Annotated in this window: 13 protein-coding genes; 7 read left to right on the top strand and 6 right to left on the bottom strand. The window is 74.3% G+C overall.

Features of this window, described 5'->3' with window-relative positions:
• Window positions 1-153: 153 nt before the first annotated feature.
• Window positions 154-444, bottom strand: coding sequence for a WhiB family transcriptional regulator (locus ACFVN3_RS17425; RefSeq protein ID WP_031316449.1), 291 nt, complete (start codon window positions 442-444; stop codon window positions 154-156).
• Between the two features lie 266 nt (window positions 445-710).
• On the opposite strand from ACFVN3_RS17425, the gene ACFVN3_RS17420 reads away from it, so the two are divergent.
• Both ACFVN3_RS17420 and guaB read left to right on the top strand, forming a co-directional pair.
• Window positions 711-1,844 carry a MerR family transcriptional regulator gene (locus tag ACFVN3_RS17420; protein ID WP_378234202.1) on the top strand — a complete coding sequence of 378 codons (1,134 nt, stop codon included), beginning with the start codon at window positions 711-713 and terminating at the stop codon, window positions 1,842-1,844.
• 69 nt (window positions 1,845-1,913) lie between these two features.
• Complete coding sequence (guaB, locus tag ACFVN3_RS17415; RefSeq protein ID WP_378234201.1) at window positions 1,914-3,443, top strand: IMP dehydrogenase; 1,530 nt, start codon at window positions 1,914-1,916, stop codon at window positions 3,441-3,443.
• A gap of 120 nt (window positions 3,444-3,563) precedes the next feature.
• Here the strand turns inward: guaB and ACFVN3_RS17410 are convergent, their stop codons facing one another.
• On the bottom strand, window positions 3,564-5,177 hold the full coding sequence (locus ACFVN3_RS17410; RefSeq protein WP_378234199.1) for an FAD-dependent oxidoreductase: 1,614 nt from the start codon (window positions 5,175-5,177) through the stop codon (window positions 3,564-3,566).
• Between the two features lie 358 nt (window positions 5,178-5,535).
• Here ACFVN3_RS17410 and ACFVN3_RS17405 point away from each other — a divergent pair, with 358 nt between their 5' ends.
• Complete coding sequence (locus ACFVN3_RS17405) at window positions 5,536-6,174, top strand: Rid family hydrolase (protein WP_205207131.1); 639 nt, start codon at window positions 5,536-5,538, stop codon at window positions 6,172-6,174.
• 51 nt (window positions 6,175-6,225) lie between these two features.
• On the opposite strand, the gene ACFVN3_RS17400 is transcribed toward ACFVN3_RS17405, so the two are convergent.
• The gene (locus tag ACFVN3_RS17400) at window positions 6,226-7,761 is read right to left on the bottom strand and encodes a helix-turn-helix domain-containing protein (RefSeq protein ID WP_378234198.1); all 1,536 of its coding nucleotides are present in this window, start codon (window positions 7,759-7,761) and stop codon (window positions 6,226-6,228) included.
• Between the two features lie 151 nt (window positions 7,762-7,912).
• Window positions 7,913-8,614 carry an exonuclease domain-containing protein gene (locus ACFVN3_RS17395; RefSeq protein ID WP_378234197.1) on the bottom strand — a complete coding sequence of 234 codons (702 nt, stop codon included), beginning with the start codon at window positions 8,612-8,614 and terminating at the stop codon, window positions 7,913-7,915.
• 146 nt (window positions 8,615-8,760) lie between these two features.
• Between ACFVN3_RS17395 and ACFVN3_RS17390 the strand changes: the two genes are divergently transcribed.
• Genes ACFVN3_RS17390 through ACFVN3_RS17375 form a run of 4 tightly spaced genes read left to right on the top strand, consistent with a single transcriptional unit; the run spans window position 8,761 to window position 13,228 of the window.
• The gene (locus ACFVN3_RS17390; RefSeq protein ID WP_053369640.1) at window positions 8,761-9,885 is read left to right on the top strand and encodes a GuaB3 family IMP dehydrogenase-related protein; all 1,125 of its coding nucleotides are present in this window, start codon (window positions 8,761-8,763) and stop codon (window positions 9,883-9,885) included.
• An 8-nt stretch (window positions 9,886-9,893) separates the two neighbouring features.
• Window positions 9,894-10,511 (top strand): GNAT family acetyltransferase, encoded by a 618-nt coding sequence (locus ACFVN3_RS17385; RefSeq protein WP_378234195.1) that lies wholly within the window; start codon window positions 9,894-9,896, stop codon window positions 10,509-10,511.
• The gene (locus ACFVN3_RS17380; RefSeq protein WP_378234194.1) at window positions 10,508-11,575 is read left to right on the top strand and encodes a GNAT family N-acetyltransferase; all 1,068 of its coding nucleotides are present in this window, start codon (window positions 10,508-10,510) and stop codon (window positions 11,573-11,575) included. Before ACFVN3_RS17385 ends, ACFVN3_RS17380 begins: the two co-directional genes overlap by 4 nt.
• A 9-nt stretch (window positions 11,576-11,584) precedes the next feature.
• Window positions 11,585-13,228, top strand: coding sequence for a succinic semialdehyde dehydrogenase (locus tag ACFVN3_RS17375; RefSeq protein WP_378234193.1), 1,644 nt, complete (start codon window positions 11,585-11,587; stop codon window positions 13,226-13,228).
• Between the two features lie 36 nt (window positions 13,229-13,264).
• On the opposite strand, the gene ACFVN3_RS17370 is transcribed toward ACFVN3_RS17375, so the two are convergent.
• Together ACFVN3_RS17370 and ACFVN3_RS17365 are read right to left on the bottom strand one after the other, a co-directional pair.
• Window positions 13,265-13,807 (bottom strand): vancomycin high temperature exclusion protein, encoded by a 543-nt coding sequence (locus ACFVN3_RS17370; RefSeq protein WP_378234192.1) that lies wholly within the window; start codon window positions 13,805-13,807, stop codon window positions 13,265-13,267.
• A 285-nt stretch (window positions 13,808-14,092) separates the two neighbouring features.
• Complete coding sequence (locus ACFVN3_RS17365) at window positions 14,093-15,070, bottom strand: DUF4031 domain-containing protein (protein ID WP_378234191.1); 978 nt, start codon at window positions 15,068-15,070, stop codon at window positions 14,093-14,095.
• Between the last annotated feature and the right edge of the window lie 38 nt (window positions 15,071-15,108).

The following is a 15,108-nucleotide window of genomic DNA, read 5'->3' as shown; positions in this document are numbered from 1 at the left end:
TTGCAGCAGCAGGGCCCGCGACCGTCCGGTCGCGGGCCCTGCTGCGTTCCGTGGCCGGTCGCCCCACCGTTCCCACGGGTCGTGCGCACGTGCTCCCGGTACGACGTCGGACCGGTGCCGCGCAGGTCTGCTGGTGGTGCCGCGGCGGGCAGGTCAGCCGGTGCGGCGAGCACCGCCGGCGAGGATCGCCGCCCGCTCGTCCTCGCTCAGGCCGCCCCACACCCCGTACGGCTCGCGCACGCGGAGCGACTGCTCGCGGCACTGCATCATGACGGGGCACGAGTGGCAGATCGCCTTCGCGGCCTCCGCGCGGCGGCGGCGCGTCGAGCCGCGCTCCCCCTCGGGGTGGAAGAACAACGTGTCGTCCGCGTCGCGGCACGAACCCTGGTACTGCCACTCCCACAGCTCCATGACGGGCCCGGGAAGTCTTGAGATCTCAGCCATGGCGAACAACCTACAAGCGTTGCAGAAGTTGTTCAAGCCCCCTGTGCAAGAAAAGTGAAGCAGCAGGTCACGGGCGTTCGAGCGGGTACGGCGGCCCTCGAGGTTGGTCAGATCGATGCAGCCGCGAGGCTAGGCTGACGCGATGACGACCCGGTGGCGCGTTTGCGCGAACGGTGAACAAACTCTGCACAAGCCTGACGCGAAGGGTGCACGACTGTGACCTGGACGAGGTGGCGAGACGCCGGAGCGGTCGGCAGAATCGATCCATGACCTCCGTCCGGTCCGCCCCCGACCCCGAGGGAGCCCGACCGAGCATGTCCACAAACCCCGGCCTCGCCGTCGCCGCCGTCGCGCGCCGGCTCGGTGTCGCGCCCGCGACCCTGCGGACCTGGGACCGCCGCTACGGCCTCGGCCCCTCGCAGCACCGCGCAGGCTCCCACCGGCGCTACACGGACGACGACGTCGCGCGCCTGGTCGTCATGCGGCGGCTCACGCTCGACGGCGTCGCGCCCGCCGACGCGGCCCGCGCGGCCCTGGCGGCCGACGACGACGAGCTCGACGCGCACCGCGGTGCCGTCTCGTTCGACGAGCACGGTGCCGAGGGCGGCCCGGACCTCGACGACGACGTCGACGCGGACGACGCGGCCCCCGAGCCCGCTCCGCCGTCGCGCCCGTTCCTGCGCGCGGTGCCGGGCGGAGAGCCCGCGCGGGGGACGGGGCCGCGCGCCCTCGGCGTGCGCGAGGCTCCGCGCCCCACCCGCGTGTCCGACGTCGTCGACGCCGCGATCGCCTACGACCAGCGCACGTGCGACCGGCTCCTGCGCATCCCCGCGGGCGGCGACCCCGCGGCCTGGTGGTCGGACCTCGTCGAGCCGGCGCTCGAGCGGCTCGCCGAGCGCACCGTGCTCGCAGGCCCGGGGGAGGTCCCCGAGGTCGTCCTCGCCAACGCGACGCTGGGCGCGCTGCGCGAGTACACGCAGGCGAGCGAGGACGCGATCGTCGCGGCCGGCGGCCCGCCCCGCAACCACCCGAGCCGCATGCGGCGGATCGTCCTCGTCTTCGCGGCGCCGGACGAGCCGCTGCCGCTGGCCGCGCACGCGCTCGCGGCGTCGCTCGCGTCCCACGGCGCGATGGCCCGCATCGTCACGGGGCCGGCGAACGTCCACCGCACGCTCGAGATCGTCACGATGGTGCGGCCCTCCGCCGTCGCCATGGTGACGACCCAGTCGCGCCCCGACCTGGGGATCGTCCACGCCGCGCACGAGGCGAACCCGAGCCTGCCGTTCTTCGTCGGCCTGCCGAGCGACGAGGCCGCCGGCGACCTCCCGCTCGCCGCGACGGTGCACCGCGTGCGCAGCTTTCCCGGGCTCCTGCACGAGCTCCTCGCGGTCGTCCGCTGAGGTCGCGGGCGGGCGTCGTGCGCGGACGGCGCGGGAATACGGAAGGGCCCCGCGGCGTAGAATCCTGGTGTGACCGCCTCGCCCGTCCCCGCCGCCGCTCCCGACCGCGACCCCTTCGGTTTCCTGGGTCTCACCTATGACGACGTCCTGCTGCAGCCCGGCTACTCGGACCTGGCGCCGTCCGACATCGACACCACGACGCGCCTGACGCGCGAGATCTCGATCCGCGTGCCGCTCGTCTCGGCGGCCATGGACACGGTCACGGAGTCGCGCATGGCGATCGCGATGGCGCGCCAGGGCGGCATCGGCGTGCTGCACCGCAACCTGTCCATCGAGGACCAGGCGCTCCAGGTGGACCTGGTCAAGCGCACGCAGACGGGGATCATCGACAACCCGGTGACGATCGGCCCGGACGCGACGCTCGAGGAGCTCGACAAGACGGCGGGCGAGTACCGCATCTCCGGCTTCCCCGTCCTCGACGCCGAGCGCCGGCTCATCGGCATGGTCACCAACCGCGACCTGCGCTTCACGCCCGTCGCGGAGTGGGCGACGACCAAGGTCGACGAGGTCATGACGCCGCAGCCGCTCATCACGGGCCCGGCCGGCATCTCGCGGGAGGAGGCGACGGCCCTCCTGCGCAAGCACAAGCTCGAGCGCCTCCCGCTCGTCGACGCCGACGGCCGCCTCTCGGGGCTCATCACGGTCAAGGACTTCGTCAAGTCCGAGCAGTTCCCCAACGCGTCGAAGGACAGCCAGGGCCGCCTGCTCGTCGGTGCCGCGATCGGCTACTTCGGCGACGCGTGGCAGCGTGCCACGACGCTCATCGACGCGGGTGTCGACGTGCTCGTCGCGGACACCGCGCACGGGAACGTCCGCATGCTCATCGAGATGGTCGCGCGGCTGAAGTCCGACCCGGCGACGCGCGACGTGCAGGTCATCGGCGGCAACGTCGCGACGCGCGAGGGCGCGCAGGCGTTCGTCGACGCGGGTGCGGACGCGGTCAAGGTCGGCGTCGGCCCGGGCTCCATCTGCACGACGCGCATCGTCACCGGCGTGGGGGTCCCGCAGGTCACGGCGGTCTACGAGGCCTCGCTCGCCGCACGCCCGGCGGGCGTGCCCGTCATCGCGGACGGCGGCATGCGCCACTCGGGCGAGATCGGCAAGGCGATCGTCGCGGGCGCGGAGTCGGTGATGCTCGGCTCGATGCTCGCGGGGACCGAGGAGTCGCCCGGCGACACGATCCTCGTGAACGGCAAGCAGTACAAGGCGTACCGGGGCATGGGCTCGATGGGCGCCATGTCGTCGCGCGGCAAGAAGTCCTACTCGAAGGACCGCTACTTCCAGGCCGAGGTCACGAGCGACGACATGATCGTCCCCGAGGGCATCGAGGGCCAGGTCGCGTACAAGGGCTCGCTCGGCACCGTCGCGCACCAGCTCGTCGGCGGCCTGCACCAGACGATGTTCTACGTCGGCGCGCGGACGGTCCCGGAGCTCCAGGAGAAGGGCCGCTTCATCCGCATCACGTCGGCGTCGCTCAAGGAGAGCCACCCGCACGACGTCCAGATGACCGTCGAGGCACCGAACTACTCCGGCTTCTGAGGCGGTTCGCCGCCACCGCGACGACGGCCCGGTGCCCGGTACTCCTTCACGGGGCCGGGTGCCGGGCCGTCGTCGCGCCTCGGGCGAGCCGTCAGGCCGGCGTCGGGGCGTCGTCAGCGCTCACGAGGCCATGACGCGCGTGTGCAGGGCCTGCACTGCGTACCGGGCCGCCCAGAACGCGCCGTGCTGCCACGCCGAGATCTCGGACATCCAGTCGCCCGCGAAGTACACGTTCCCCGCGCCCTGCTGGAGCTGCTTGAAGCGCGACGACTGCGTGTTCGGGTAGGCCCACGCGCCCTCGATGTAGGGCACCTTGTGCCACGCGATGGAGAACGAGCTCTCGAGCTCGGTCCGGTACTTCTCGCCGTGGATCTTCACGCCCTGCTCGACGGCGCGCATCTCGCGCTGCCGCGGCGTCATGTCGGCGTAGGAGCGGGCGTTCGCGCCGGTGTTGTAGTACCCGACGACGAGGCCGCGGCGCTCGCCGTACCCGTAGGAGGGGTACCAGACGTGGGCGAGGTCCATGTCGGTCTCCGTGATGCCGCCGTAGATCCGGTGGTCGTCCTCCCAGAACCGCGAGCGGTACTCGAGCCCGATCTTGCCCGCCGGCGAGCCGACCGCGAACTCGCCGAGGGCGGCGTCGACGTCGGCCCCCCAGTTGGTGTCCCACCGCCGCATGAGCCCCGCGGGCGCGGCGACGATCGCGAAGTCCGCATCGACCTGGCGGGCCTTGCCGTTGCGCGCCGTGTAGGTGACGGTGACGCCGCTCGTGGTGTTCCGCACCCCCGTGACCGGTGAGCTGAACAGGACGTTCTGCTTGCCGATGGCCCGCACGAAGTAGTCGTAGGTCGTGTCCATGCCGCCCTTCGGCTGGAACATGAGCATCGACTGCTCCCAGTTGATCTCGAACGGGAAGTACTGGCCCACCTTCGACGCGAGCACCTCCGAGACGGTGCCGGGGCCGGGGAGCGGCGTGCCGTGCTCGTTCCAGGCGGACGGGTAGACGGAGTAGCCGCGGTTGTCCCCGCCGCGGTAGCTGCCGTCGGACTGCAGCGACCCCCAGGACCGGAGGAACGCGCGCAGGTTCTCCTTGTCCGCGGCCGTGAGCTTCTGGTCGAGCGCACCCTGGTCGGTCGCGTAGCTCAGCAGCTCGGACGTGTAGCCGAAGACGTCCGCCTTGGCCGTCCGGTACCGGACCGGGTTGCCGGGGGTGGCGCCCGAGCGCTCGTTGTAGAGGTAGGCGTCCGCGTTCGCGTTGGTGAACACCTCGTAGGGGACGCCCAGCTCGCGCAGGTAGTCCATGGTGACCATCCACTGGGCGATGCGGCCCGCGCCCGCGTTCATGTACACGCCGTCGGAGAACCGTGCCTTCTGGGTGACGCCGTTGATGTCCGTCTCGGAGTCGCCCCCACGTATCGTCAGCGTCCGCCCGCCCGGCCGGTGCCGCGCCTCGAGCACCGTCACCCGGTAGCCCGCCTTCTGGAGCTCGTACGCCGAGGCGAGGCCCGCCGGCCCGGCACCCACGACGACGACCTTCTTGGCGGAGCGTCCTGTCAGGTTGAAGTCGCTGCCCCGCGGTGGTGTCCACGACTCGTTCCGTGGCTGGGCGGCGGCCGTCGGCGCGAGCCCGACCGCGCCCATCGTCGCGAACATGACGCCGGCGCTGGAGCCGACCCCGACGGCCTGGAGGAAGTTGCGGCGGGAGACGCCGGACGTCTTCTCGTCAGTGACCATGTGGCTGGAGCCCTCTCGTCCACGGCCCGACGGGCGGACTGCCCGGCCCACGATGCCGGGTGCCGCCGTCAGCACCGCGGCCGACGCTAGGCACGTGTCGTCGCGAACGTGGGTCCGCGGCGTTTCGCCTCCGTCAACGCGCGGCGGCTCGCGTAAACGTCTCGTGTCGTCCCCGTCATGCCGGGTCGCCGGGTGGTGCGGCGCGCCGCCGCCGGGGCCCGGCGGCGTGGCGACGAGCCGACACGCGCCCGTCACGGCCCCGAAACGGTCGGCGTCTAGCGTCGCCGCTCCGGCGGCCGTCGCGGCCCGCCGGAGCGGGCGTCAGGGTGGCGCCCGCCGTCCCCGCCTGGAGGCCTGCATGAAGAACCGCACGAAGGTCGTCGTCGCCGTCGCCGTCACCGCCGCCGTGGCCGTCCCCGGCACCGCCGTCGCCGCGGGGAAGCTCTTCGAGCCGAAGCCCACGGAGTCCTTCTCGTTCGTCACCGGCGACACCCCGTCGATCGCCGACGGCGTCGCGTTCGGCAAGAACGTCGCCTGGTACAAGTCCTCGGGCCTCGGGCCCTCCGCCATGAACACCGCGCCGGGGGCGGGCGCCGAGGAGCGCTACATCCCCACCGACGTGTTCCCCGGCGGGGTGCTGCCGGCGGGCGTGACGATCACCGAGGCGCAGGGGATCAACGTCCTCATGCGGATCGGCGAGAACCTCGAGCGGGCCGGGCTGTCCTACGACGACGTCGTGTCGATGCGCGTGTTCCTCCAGAACCCCGCAGGGCAGGAGAAGATGGACTTCGCGGGCTGGAACCGCGCCTACCGGCAGTTCTTCGCCAACACGAACCTCGCGACCGGGAAGCCGATCGACGTCCAGCTCGGCTCGGCGACGACCGCGCCGATGGTCGTCAACGCCGCGCGGCCGTCGCGGTTCGCGCTCGAGATCGAGAACCTTCCCGTGAACGGCTGGCTCGTCGAGGTGGAGGTCGACGCGGTCTACCCGAAGTGACGCACGACGGGCCGGCGCCCCGAGGGTGCCGGCCCGTCGCGGGTCGTCGGCTCAGTCGCGGAAGGTCTCGATGTGGGCGCCGAGCTCGCGCAGGCGCTCCGTGAGGCCCTCGTAGCCGCGCGCGATGATGTCCACCCCGCGCAGGACGGACGTGCCCTTCGCCGCGAGCATCGCGAGCAGGATGACGACGGCGGGGCGCAGGGCCGGCGGGCAGCTCACCTCGGCGCCGGACCAGCGCGTCGGGCCGGTGACCTGGAGGCGGTGGGCGTCCAGGAGCCGCACGTCGGCGCCGAGGCGCGTGAGGTCGGTGAGGTGGATGGCGCGGCCCTCGTAGACCCAGTCGTGGATGAGCGTCGTCCCGTGCGCGTTCGCTGCGATGACGGCGAAGAACGGCAGGTTGTCGATGTTGAGGCCAGGGAACGGCATGGGGTGGATCTTGTCGATCGGGGCGTGCAGCTCGCTGGGGTGCACGGTGACGTCGACGAGGCGCGTCCGGCCGTTGCGGGCCAGGTACTCGGCGCTCAGGGTGTAGCGCAGCCCCATCTCGGACAGCGTCGCAAGCTCGATCTCCATGAACTCGATCGGGACGCGGGCCACCGTGATCTCGGAGCCGGTGACGATGCCCGCGGTGAGCAGGCTCATCGCCTCGACCGGGTCCTCCGAGACGGCGTACTCCACGTCCACGTCGATGTCGGTGCGGCCGTGGACGCGCAGGGTCGTCGTGCCGATGCCCTCCACGCGGACGCCCAGCAGCTCGAGGTAGAAGCACAGGTCCTGGACCATGTAGTTGGGGCTCGCGTTGCGGATCGTCGTGACGCCGTCGCGCCGGGCCGCGGCCATGAGCGCGTTCTCCGTGACGGTGTCGCCGCGCTCGGTGAGCACGACCGACAGGTCGGTGCCCGACGCCGGGGCCACCGTCGCGTGGTAGTTGCCGCCCGTCGCGGTGACCGCGAGGCCGAACGGCCGCAGGGCGATCATGTGGGGCTCCACGGTGCGCGTGCCGAGGTCGCAGCCGCCGGCGTACGGGAGCTCGAACGTGTCCCGGAGCCCGAGCAGCGGTCCGAGGAACATGATGATCGAGCGGGTGCGGCGCGCGGCGTCGACGTCGATGGCGGCGAGGTCGAGGTGCTCCGGCACGACGATCTCGAGGTCACGGCCGCCGGTCGTCCAGGTCGCGCGGACGCCGATGGAGCGCAGCACGTCGACGATGCGGTCGACCTCGACGATGCGGGCGACGCCGCGCAGCGTGGTGCGGCCCCGGTTGAGGAGCGACGCGCACAGGAGCGCGACCGCGCCGTTCTTGGAGGAGTTGACCTCGATGCGCCCGGACAGCGTGTGGCCGCCCTGGACGCGCAGGTGCGCGTGCTTGGGCCCGCCGAGGCTGATGATCTCGGAGTCGAGCGCGAGGCTGATGCGGTTGAGCATCTCGAGGCTGAGGTTCTGGGCGCCCTGCTCGATGCGGTGCACGGCGCTCTGGCTCGTGCCGAGCCGCTCGGCGAGCTGGGTCTGCGTGAGGCCCCGGTTCTGGCGGGCGCCGCGGATGAGCGTGCCGACCTGCGTGAGAGGGGCGTCGTCGATCGCTGTCATGCGAGCGACGATAACTCATGGATGAGATATTCACGCGACGACACTGCCCAGCGTTGGCGGGATCACGGGTTCGTCACAGGATCTCCATCCGTGTCGTGAGATAGATGACGGTCGGTGAGGCCCCGTGCCGGCTTGGTCGGCGGGCCGTCCGCTACGAGGGCCAGCGACCGTCCGCGCCGGCCCCGACGTAGGGAGGCTCGCGCTCGGGGTCCAGCGCGTCGACCCAGCGTCGGTGCGCCGCGACCTGCAGGTCGTGGAGGGCGTCGGGGCCCAGGGCGCCGAGGTCCGGGAAGGCGCGCGCGAGGGCGTCGAGGAGGTCGAGCGTGGCGAGCACGTCCGCGTCCGCGGTGTGCAGGGGTCCGACGTCGAGCACCTCGTAGCGCGCGCAGAGGTCGGCGAGGCGTCGCTTGCCCTCACGGGTCGGGTCCCACGCGCGGTCCAGCACGAGCGGGTCGAGCACCGGGCGCACGGGCCGCCCGAGCCGTGCGGCGAGCGTCGGCAGGCCGTGGCGGACGAGCTCCGCGTCGAGGAGCGACAGGTCGAACGCGGCGTTGTACGCGACGAGCGGGACGCCGTCGCGCTGGGCGTCGACGACGAGCGTCGCGATCTCCTCCAGCGCCGTCGCGGGCGCGACCCCGTGGGCGGCCGCGTGCGCCGTCGTGACGCCGTGGATCGCCGTCGCCTCAGCGGGGATCTCGACGCCCGGGTCGAGGAGCCACGTGCGCACGTGCGTCGACCCGGGCTCGCGCAGCACGAGCGCCGCGGTGACGATCCGGTCGACGTCGACGTCGACGCCCGTGGTCTCGGTGTCGAGACCGAGGAGCGGTCCCGCCGTCCAGGGCGTCGTCGTCATGGTCCACCTCGCGGTCTCGCTCAGGTCCCGGTGCTCGTCGCGCCCGGTGCCGCCGGACCTCCCGGCGACGAGCGTCACCCTGCCAGCGCCCACCCACACGGCGGTCGTTGCAGGTGACGGGTACGGCCCGCCGGTAGGCTGGCCCGGTGAGCAACGAGATCGAGATCGGACGTGGCAAGCGCGGTCGGCGCGCGTTCTCCTTCGACGACGTCGCGGTCGTGCCCTCCCGGCGCACGCGCGACCCGAAGGAGGTGTCGGTCGGCTGGCAGATCGACGCGTACCACTTCGAGCTGCCGATCCTCGCGGCGCCCATGGACTCGGTGATGAGCCCGGCCACGGCCGTCGCGCTCGGCAACCACGGCGGCCTCGGCGTGCTCGACCTCGAGGGCCTCTGGACCCGCTACGACGACCCGACCGCCCTCCTCGAGGAGATCGCGACGCTCGAGCCGCTCGAGGCGACGCGGCGCATGCAGGAGATCTACGCCGAGCCGATCAAGCCCGACCTCATCACGCAGCGCCTCAAGGAGATCCGCGCTGCGGGCGTCACGGTCGCCGGCGCCCTGTCGCCGCAGCGCACCCAGGAGCACTACCAGACCGTCGTCGACGCGGGCGTCGACCTCTTCGTCATCCGCGGCACGACCGTCTCCGCCGAGCACGTCTCGGGCGTCGCCGAGCCGCTGAACCTCAAGCGGTTCATCTACGAGCTCGACGTCCCGGTCGTCGTCGGCGGCGCGTCCACGTACACCGCCGCGCTGCACCTCATGCGCACGGGCGCCGCGGGCGTCCTCGTGGGCTTCGGCGGCGGCGCCGCGCACACGACGCGCGTCTCGCTCGGCATCCACGCGCCCATGGCGACGGCGGTCGCGGACGTCGCGGCCGCACGCCGTGACTACCTCGACGAGTCGGGCGGCCGCTACGTCCACGTCATCGCGGACGGCGGCGTCGGCCGCTCGGGCGACCTCGTCAAGGCCGTCGCCTGCGGCGCGGACGCCGTGATGATCGGCGCGGCGCTCGCGCGCGCCGAGGAGGCGCCGGGCAGGGGCTGGCACTGGGGCTCGGAGGCCCACCACGCGCAGCTCCCGCGCGGCGAGCGCGTGCGCGTCGGCACGGCCGGCACGCTGGAGGAGATCCTCTTCGGCCCGGGCCGCCAGGCGGACGGGACGCTCAACCTCGTCGGTGCGCTGCGGCGCGCGATGGCGACGACCGGCTACTCCGACCTCAAGGAGTTCCAGCGCGTCGAGGTCGTCGTCTCGCCGTACCAGCCCCGCTGAGCCGCGCCGTGACGGGACGGGTCGCGGACGGACCCCGGCTGACCCGCGCGGGCGAGGGCGCGCCTGTCCCGCTACCTGGCGCGGTGCCGGACGAGGTGCCCGACGACGGCCGTGCCGGGACGGGCGCCGACGTCGTGTTCGCGGAGGCCGTGGACGACGACGTCGAGGCCGTCGTCGCGCTGTGGCGCACGTGCGGGCTCACCCGGCCGTGGAACGACCCGTACCGCGACCTCGCGGACGCGCGGCTGGGGGAGACCTCGACGGTGCTCGTGGGCCGGGCGACGCGCGACCTCCCGGGCGCCGCGTCCGACGACGGCGAGGCCGGCGGCGCGGTCTGCGCGGGCGAGGTCGTCGCGTCGGCGATGGCCGGCGTCGACGGGCACCGCGGCTGGCTCTACTACGTGGCCGTCGACCCGCGCCTCCAGGGCCACGGCACGGGGCGCGCCACCGTCGTCGCGGCGGAGGCGTGGCTCGCCGCGCAGGGCGCGCGGGCGGTGCGCCTCATGGTGCGCTCGACCAACGACGCCGTCCGTGGCTTCTACGAGCGCCTCGGCTACACCGACCAGGAGTGCGTCGTGCTCGGCCGGCCGCTCGGCGCGCCGGACGCGAGCGACGCCGGGCGATGACGCCCGGCCCCGCCTGGGCTCCTGACGGCGACGACCTGGCCGCCCTGGAGGCCGAGCATCGCGCGCGGGTCCGGGCGCTCGACCCGCTCGTCGCGGTCCCGGACCTGGGCGCGGCCCCGGAGGACGAGCGCCTGCTCGCCGTCCGGCTCCCCGACGGGTCGAGGGCGGCGGGCCTCGTCACGGTCGGCGACGTCGGCGCCGACTCCGCGGCCGCGCTGCTCCGCCCGCTGCGCGAGCACCGGCTGCGTGCCCGGGCGGCGGGTCCGGACGTCCCGGGCGCGGTGGCGGCGCTCCTCTCGGCATGGTCCGAGCGCGTCGCGCAGGACCCGGGCACCCCGCCCGACGGCGACGGCGTGCCCCAGGTGGGACCCGCCCCGCGCGACCACGGGAGGGTGCTCCTCTGGCCGAGCCGCGACGTCGGGGCGGTCGCGGCCCTCGCCGCGCACGGCATGCGCCCGACCGTGCACCTCGCCGCCCGCCGTGGCACGGCCCCCGGCGCCGCAGGACGTGGTCCGGCGGGCGTCGTCGTCCGCGACGCGACGCCCGACGACGTCCCGGTGCTCGTGGAGCACCAGCTCGCGGAGCTCGCGTACGACGAGCTCGTGGGCGCCGCCCGGGTGCGCCCGGGTGCCCGTGCGCTCCTCGCGACGCAGGTCGCGGGCGCGGTGGCGAACCCGGCCACGACGTTCCTCGTCGCGACGGCGGCCCGGGCGGACGAGCGCGGGGACGCTCCCGGAGGCCGGGCCGAGGAGGTCCTGGGCGTCGTCGCGGTCGAGCCGCCGGAACGGTCCGGGGCGGTCGCCGGGACGGTCACGACCCGACCGGTCGCCTACCTCGTGCTGCTGCACGTGACAGGCGCCGCGCGCGGCGCCGGGGTCGGCAGCACGCTCGTCGACGCGGCGCTCGCGCGCGTCCGGGAACGCGTCGGGGCGGACGCGGTCGTGCTCCTGCACCACGGCGTCCTCAACCCGCTCTCGGCACCCTTCTGGGCGCGGCAGGGGTTCCGCCCCGTGCTCACGACCTGGGAGCTCCCCGTCTCGGGCCCTGTCGGTCCGACGACGTAGCCTGTCCCCATGACGAGCTCATCCGGCACCCCCGGCACCGGACCCGGCGAGGGCGCCGCGCTGGACGGCCCGATCGACCCCGAGAACCCTGCGGCGACCTACGTGCTCGAGCCGGACGTCGTCGCACCGCTCGCGCAGCGCGTCGTCACCAGCAACGAGGCGGGCATGCACCGCTCGGTCCTGCCGTTCACGGGCGCGCCGCTCGCCGCCTTCCCCGTCTCCTCCGTGGACGACGTGGCGCGCGCGGTCGAGCGGGCACGCGCGGCGCAGCCGGCGTGGGCGGCGCTCCCCGTCCGGGAGCGCGCGGCCGTGCTGCGCCGGTTCGGCGAGCTCGTGCTCGCGCGGCAGTCCGACGGCCTCGACCTCATCCAGATGGAGTCCGGCAAGTCGCGCCGCAGCGCGTTCGAGGAGGTCGCGGACGTCGCGATCCTCACGCGCCACTACGCCCAGCGCGGGCCCCGCTACCTCGCCGACCGCCGCGCGCCGGGCATGCTGCCGGTGCTGACGGGCACGCGCGTGCACCGCCGCCCGGTGGGGGTCGTCGGCGTGATCGCGCCCTGGAACTACCCGCTGACGCTCGCGTTCGCGGAGGCCGTGCCCGCGCTCGTGGCGGGGAACGCCGTCGTGCTCAAGCCGGACCCGCAGACGACGCTCAGCGCGCTGTGGGGCGCCGAGCTGCTCGAGGAGGCGGGGCTGCCCGCCGACCTGTTCCTCGTCGTCGCGGGAGGCGGCGACGTCGGCGCGGCGGTGACCGACCACGTGGACCACATCGCGTTCACCGGCTCGACGGCGACGGGGCGCAAGGTCGCCGCGCGCGCGGGGGAGCGGCTCATCGGGGCGACCCTGGAGCTCGGCGGCAAGAACCCCCTCTACGTCGCGGCCGACGCCGACGTGCGCGCGGCGGCGCGCGGCGCGGTCCGCGCGTGCTTCTCCAACTCGGGGCAGCTCTGCGTCTCGATCGAGCGGATCGTGCTGCACGAGGACATCGCCGACGCCTTCCTCGACGAGTTCGTGCCGCTCGTCCGCGAGATGCGCCTCGGGGCCGGGCTCGACTACTCCGCCGACATGGGGTCGCTCACGTCGCGGGCGCAGCTCGACCGCGTCGTCGCGCACGTCGAGGACGCCATCGCGCGCGGCGCGCGTGTCCTCGCGGGCGGCGTGCACCGCGCGGACATCGGCCCGTGGTTCTACGCGCCCACGGTGCTGGACGACGTGCCCGACGACGCGGCGTGCGCTCGCGAGGAGACGTTCGGTCCGGTCGTGTCCGTGCGCCGGGTCGCGAGCGACGACGAGGCCGTGCGGATCATGAACGACTCGGAGTTCGGGCTCAACGCGAGCGTGTGGACGCGCGACGTCGCGCGGGGCCGCCGGATCGCTGCGCGCGTGGAGGCGGGCACGGTCAACGTCAACGACGGGTACTCAGCCGCGTGGGGCTCGGTCGGCGCGCCGATGGGCGGGTTCAAGGCGTCCGGTCTGGGGCGTCGGCACGGCCGCGAGGGGATCGAGGCGCTCACGGAGGCGCAGACGATCTCCGTGCAGCGCGGCGCCAACCAGGGCCTCACGCTCGACACGCTCTACGGGATCGGCGGCGAGCTCCCCAGCAAGGTGCTCACGACCGCGCTCGACGTCATGCGCCGCCTGCGCCTGCCCTGACCGCACCGCCCGTGCCCGGCGCGGTGCGGTGAGTCCTCAGCGGCGCACGGCGTCGAGCACGGCCTTCGTCGCCGCGGGGACCTCGCGCACGCGGTAGAGCACGGCCTTCCACGGCTCCACGCTCGCCGCGCTGACCCCGATCCCGACGGCGTCGAGGCCCGCGACGCGGCACGAGAAGAGGGTGCGCGGCAGGTGGTATTCCTGCGTGACGACCACTGCCGTGCCGACGCCGAACTCGGACACCGCGCGCGTGCACGTCGCGTGCGTGTCGAAACCCTCGCGGTCGAGCAGGATCGCGTCGTCCGGCACGCCCCGGTCGAGCAGCCACGCGCGCATGGACCCGGGCTCGTCGTAGTCGTCGTGCGCGTCGCCGCTCACGAGGACGACGGGCGCGACGCCCCGGCCGTAGAGCTCCGCGGCCGCGTCGAGCCGGCGCCGCAGGTACGTGGACGGCGACCCGTCCGGTCGCAGCCCCGCCCCCGGCACGACGATCGCGTCGCTCGGCGGCACGTCCGCCGGGTCGGCGACGTGAGCGCGCCCGACGCCCTGCACGACGACGAACGGCGCCAGCACGAGCACGGCCAGCCCGGCGGCGACCCAGACCGCGGTCCGGCGACGCCGCGACCACCGAGGCCGGACCCGGGGGGACGGGCTGCCGGAAGCGGGCGCCGACCCCGACGACCTCGACGACGACGTCGCTGACGACGTCGATGACGATGACGATGACGAGGGAGATGCGGCGGTCGGGTCGTCGGTCACGGCCCGACCCTAGCGCCGACCACGCGCTCCTGACCCGTCGACCATGGGGTTGTGGCTCGTCCGGCGTCTGGGACGGGCGACAACCCCATGGTCGACGGGGCGGGGTCAGGCGGGGGAGCCGAGGGCGGCGAGCTCGGCGGTGAGGTTCGCGCGGGCGCGGTCCTCCCAGAGCGTCGCGCCCTGCGGGGTGCGGAACAGCGTGCCGCCCGCGAGCAGGCCTCGCAGGACGGCGGCGCGACCGGTGCGGAAGGCGTCGCCGGGCACGTGCGCGTACTCGGCGCGCACCTGCCGCGCGTACCGCGCGTACCGGTCCGGCGCGGAGCCGAGGATCGCGAGGTCGGCGTCGGACACGAGCGCGCCCGGCCCGTCGCCCGCCGCGGGCGAATGGTCCGTCGTCACGAGCACGAGCCGGACGACCTCCGCCACGGCCGCGGCGTCGAGGTGGCCCGCGAGCCGGGCGACCGCGAGGTCGGCGGACCGTTCCTCGTCGCGGCCCGCCTCGCCGTCGTGCACGGCGTCGTGGAACCACAGCGCGAGCTGGGTCGCTGCGGCGCTCCCCGGTCCGTCTCCCGAGCCGCCGCGCGTCGGCCCGTGCGACGCCGCAGCGCCGTCCGCGCGCCCGGGCGCCGCGACGTCGACGGGAACCCCGGGCGGGCGCCCCTCCAGGAGCGCGAGCGAGTCGAGCGCGTGCACCAGGTGCTCCGGACCGTGGTAGACGCGATGCGGCTCGTGCCAGCGCTCGACCAGGTCGACGCCGACGTCGCGGGCCCCGGGCAGGAGTGCGTCCCACCGGGCGAGGAGCGCGTCGGCCTTCGCCGCGCGCCGCGCCCGGCCGGGCACGCGCAACCCCGACGCCCCGAGCCGTCGCGCGAGCTCGCGCCCGTCGACGGGCACCGCGCCGGCCGCGACCGCGACGTCGTACCGCTCGGCGGCGACGTCGTAGTGGTCGAGGTCGAAGGCGCGACGGCTCACGCCGATCGAGGTCGCGAACGCGTGCAGCTCCGCGAGCGACGTGTCGGACACGAGATGGCTGAACAGCGTCCCGTGCGCGGGCCACGCGGGCGGGTCGATGAGAACGGTCACCGCCCGAGCATCCCACCGACCGGCGAGCGGGCGCGTGC

This window comes from Cellulosimicrobium sp. NPDC057862 (genome assembly GCF_042797035.1).
Lineage (GTDB): Bacteria > Actinomycetota > Actinomycetes > Actinomycetales > Cellulomonadaceae > Cellulosimicrobium.
Note: the sequence above shows the minus strand (reverse complement) of the source record. Positions and strands in the feature narration are given on the sequence as shown.

Bases quoted from the DNA above. Each gene is read 5' to 3' on its own strand.
- ACFVN3_RS17375 (WP_378234193.1), top strand. From the start codon at position 11,585: ATGACGAGCTCATCCGGCACCCCCGGCACCGGACCCGGCGAGGGCGCC.
- ACFVN3_RS17410 (WP_378234199.1), bottom strand. From the start codon at position 5,177: ATGGTCACTGACGAGAAGACGTCCGGCGTCTCCCGCCGCAACTTCCTC.
- ACFVN3_RS17400 (WP_378234198.1), bottom strand. From the start codon at position 7,761: ATGACAGCGATCGACGACGCCCCTCTCACGCAGGTCGGCACGCTCATC.
- ACFVN3_RS17425 (WP_031316449.1), bottom strand. From the start codon at position 444: ATGGCTGAGATCTCAAGACTTCCCGGGCCCGTCATGGAGCTGTGGGAG.
- ACFVN3_RS17395 (WP_378234197.1), bottom strand. From the start codon at position 8,614: ATGACGACGACGCCCTGGACGGCGGGACCGCTCCTCGGTCTCGACACC.
- ACFVN3_RS17380 (WP_378234194.1), top strand. From the start codon at position 10,508: ATGACGCCCGGCCCCGCCTGGGCTCCTGACGGCGACGACCTGGCCGCC.
- ACFVN3_RS17405 (WP_205207131.1), top strand. From the start codon at position 5,536: ATGAAGAACCGCACGAAGGTCGTCGTCGCCGTCGCCGTCACCGCCGCC.
- ACFVN3_RS17420 (WP_378234202.1), top strand. From the start codon at position 711: ATGACCTCCGTCCGGTCCGCCCCCGACCCCGAGGGAGCCCGACCGAGC.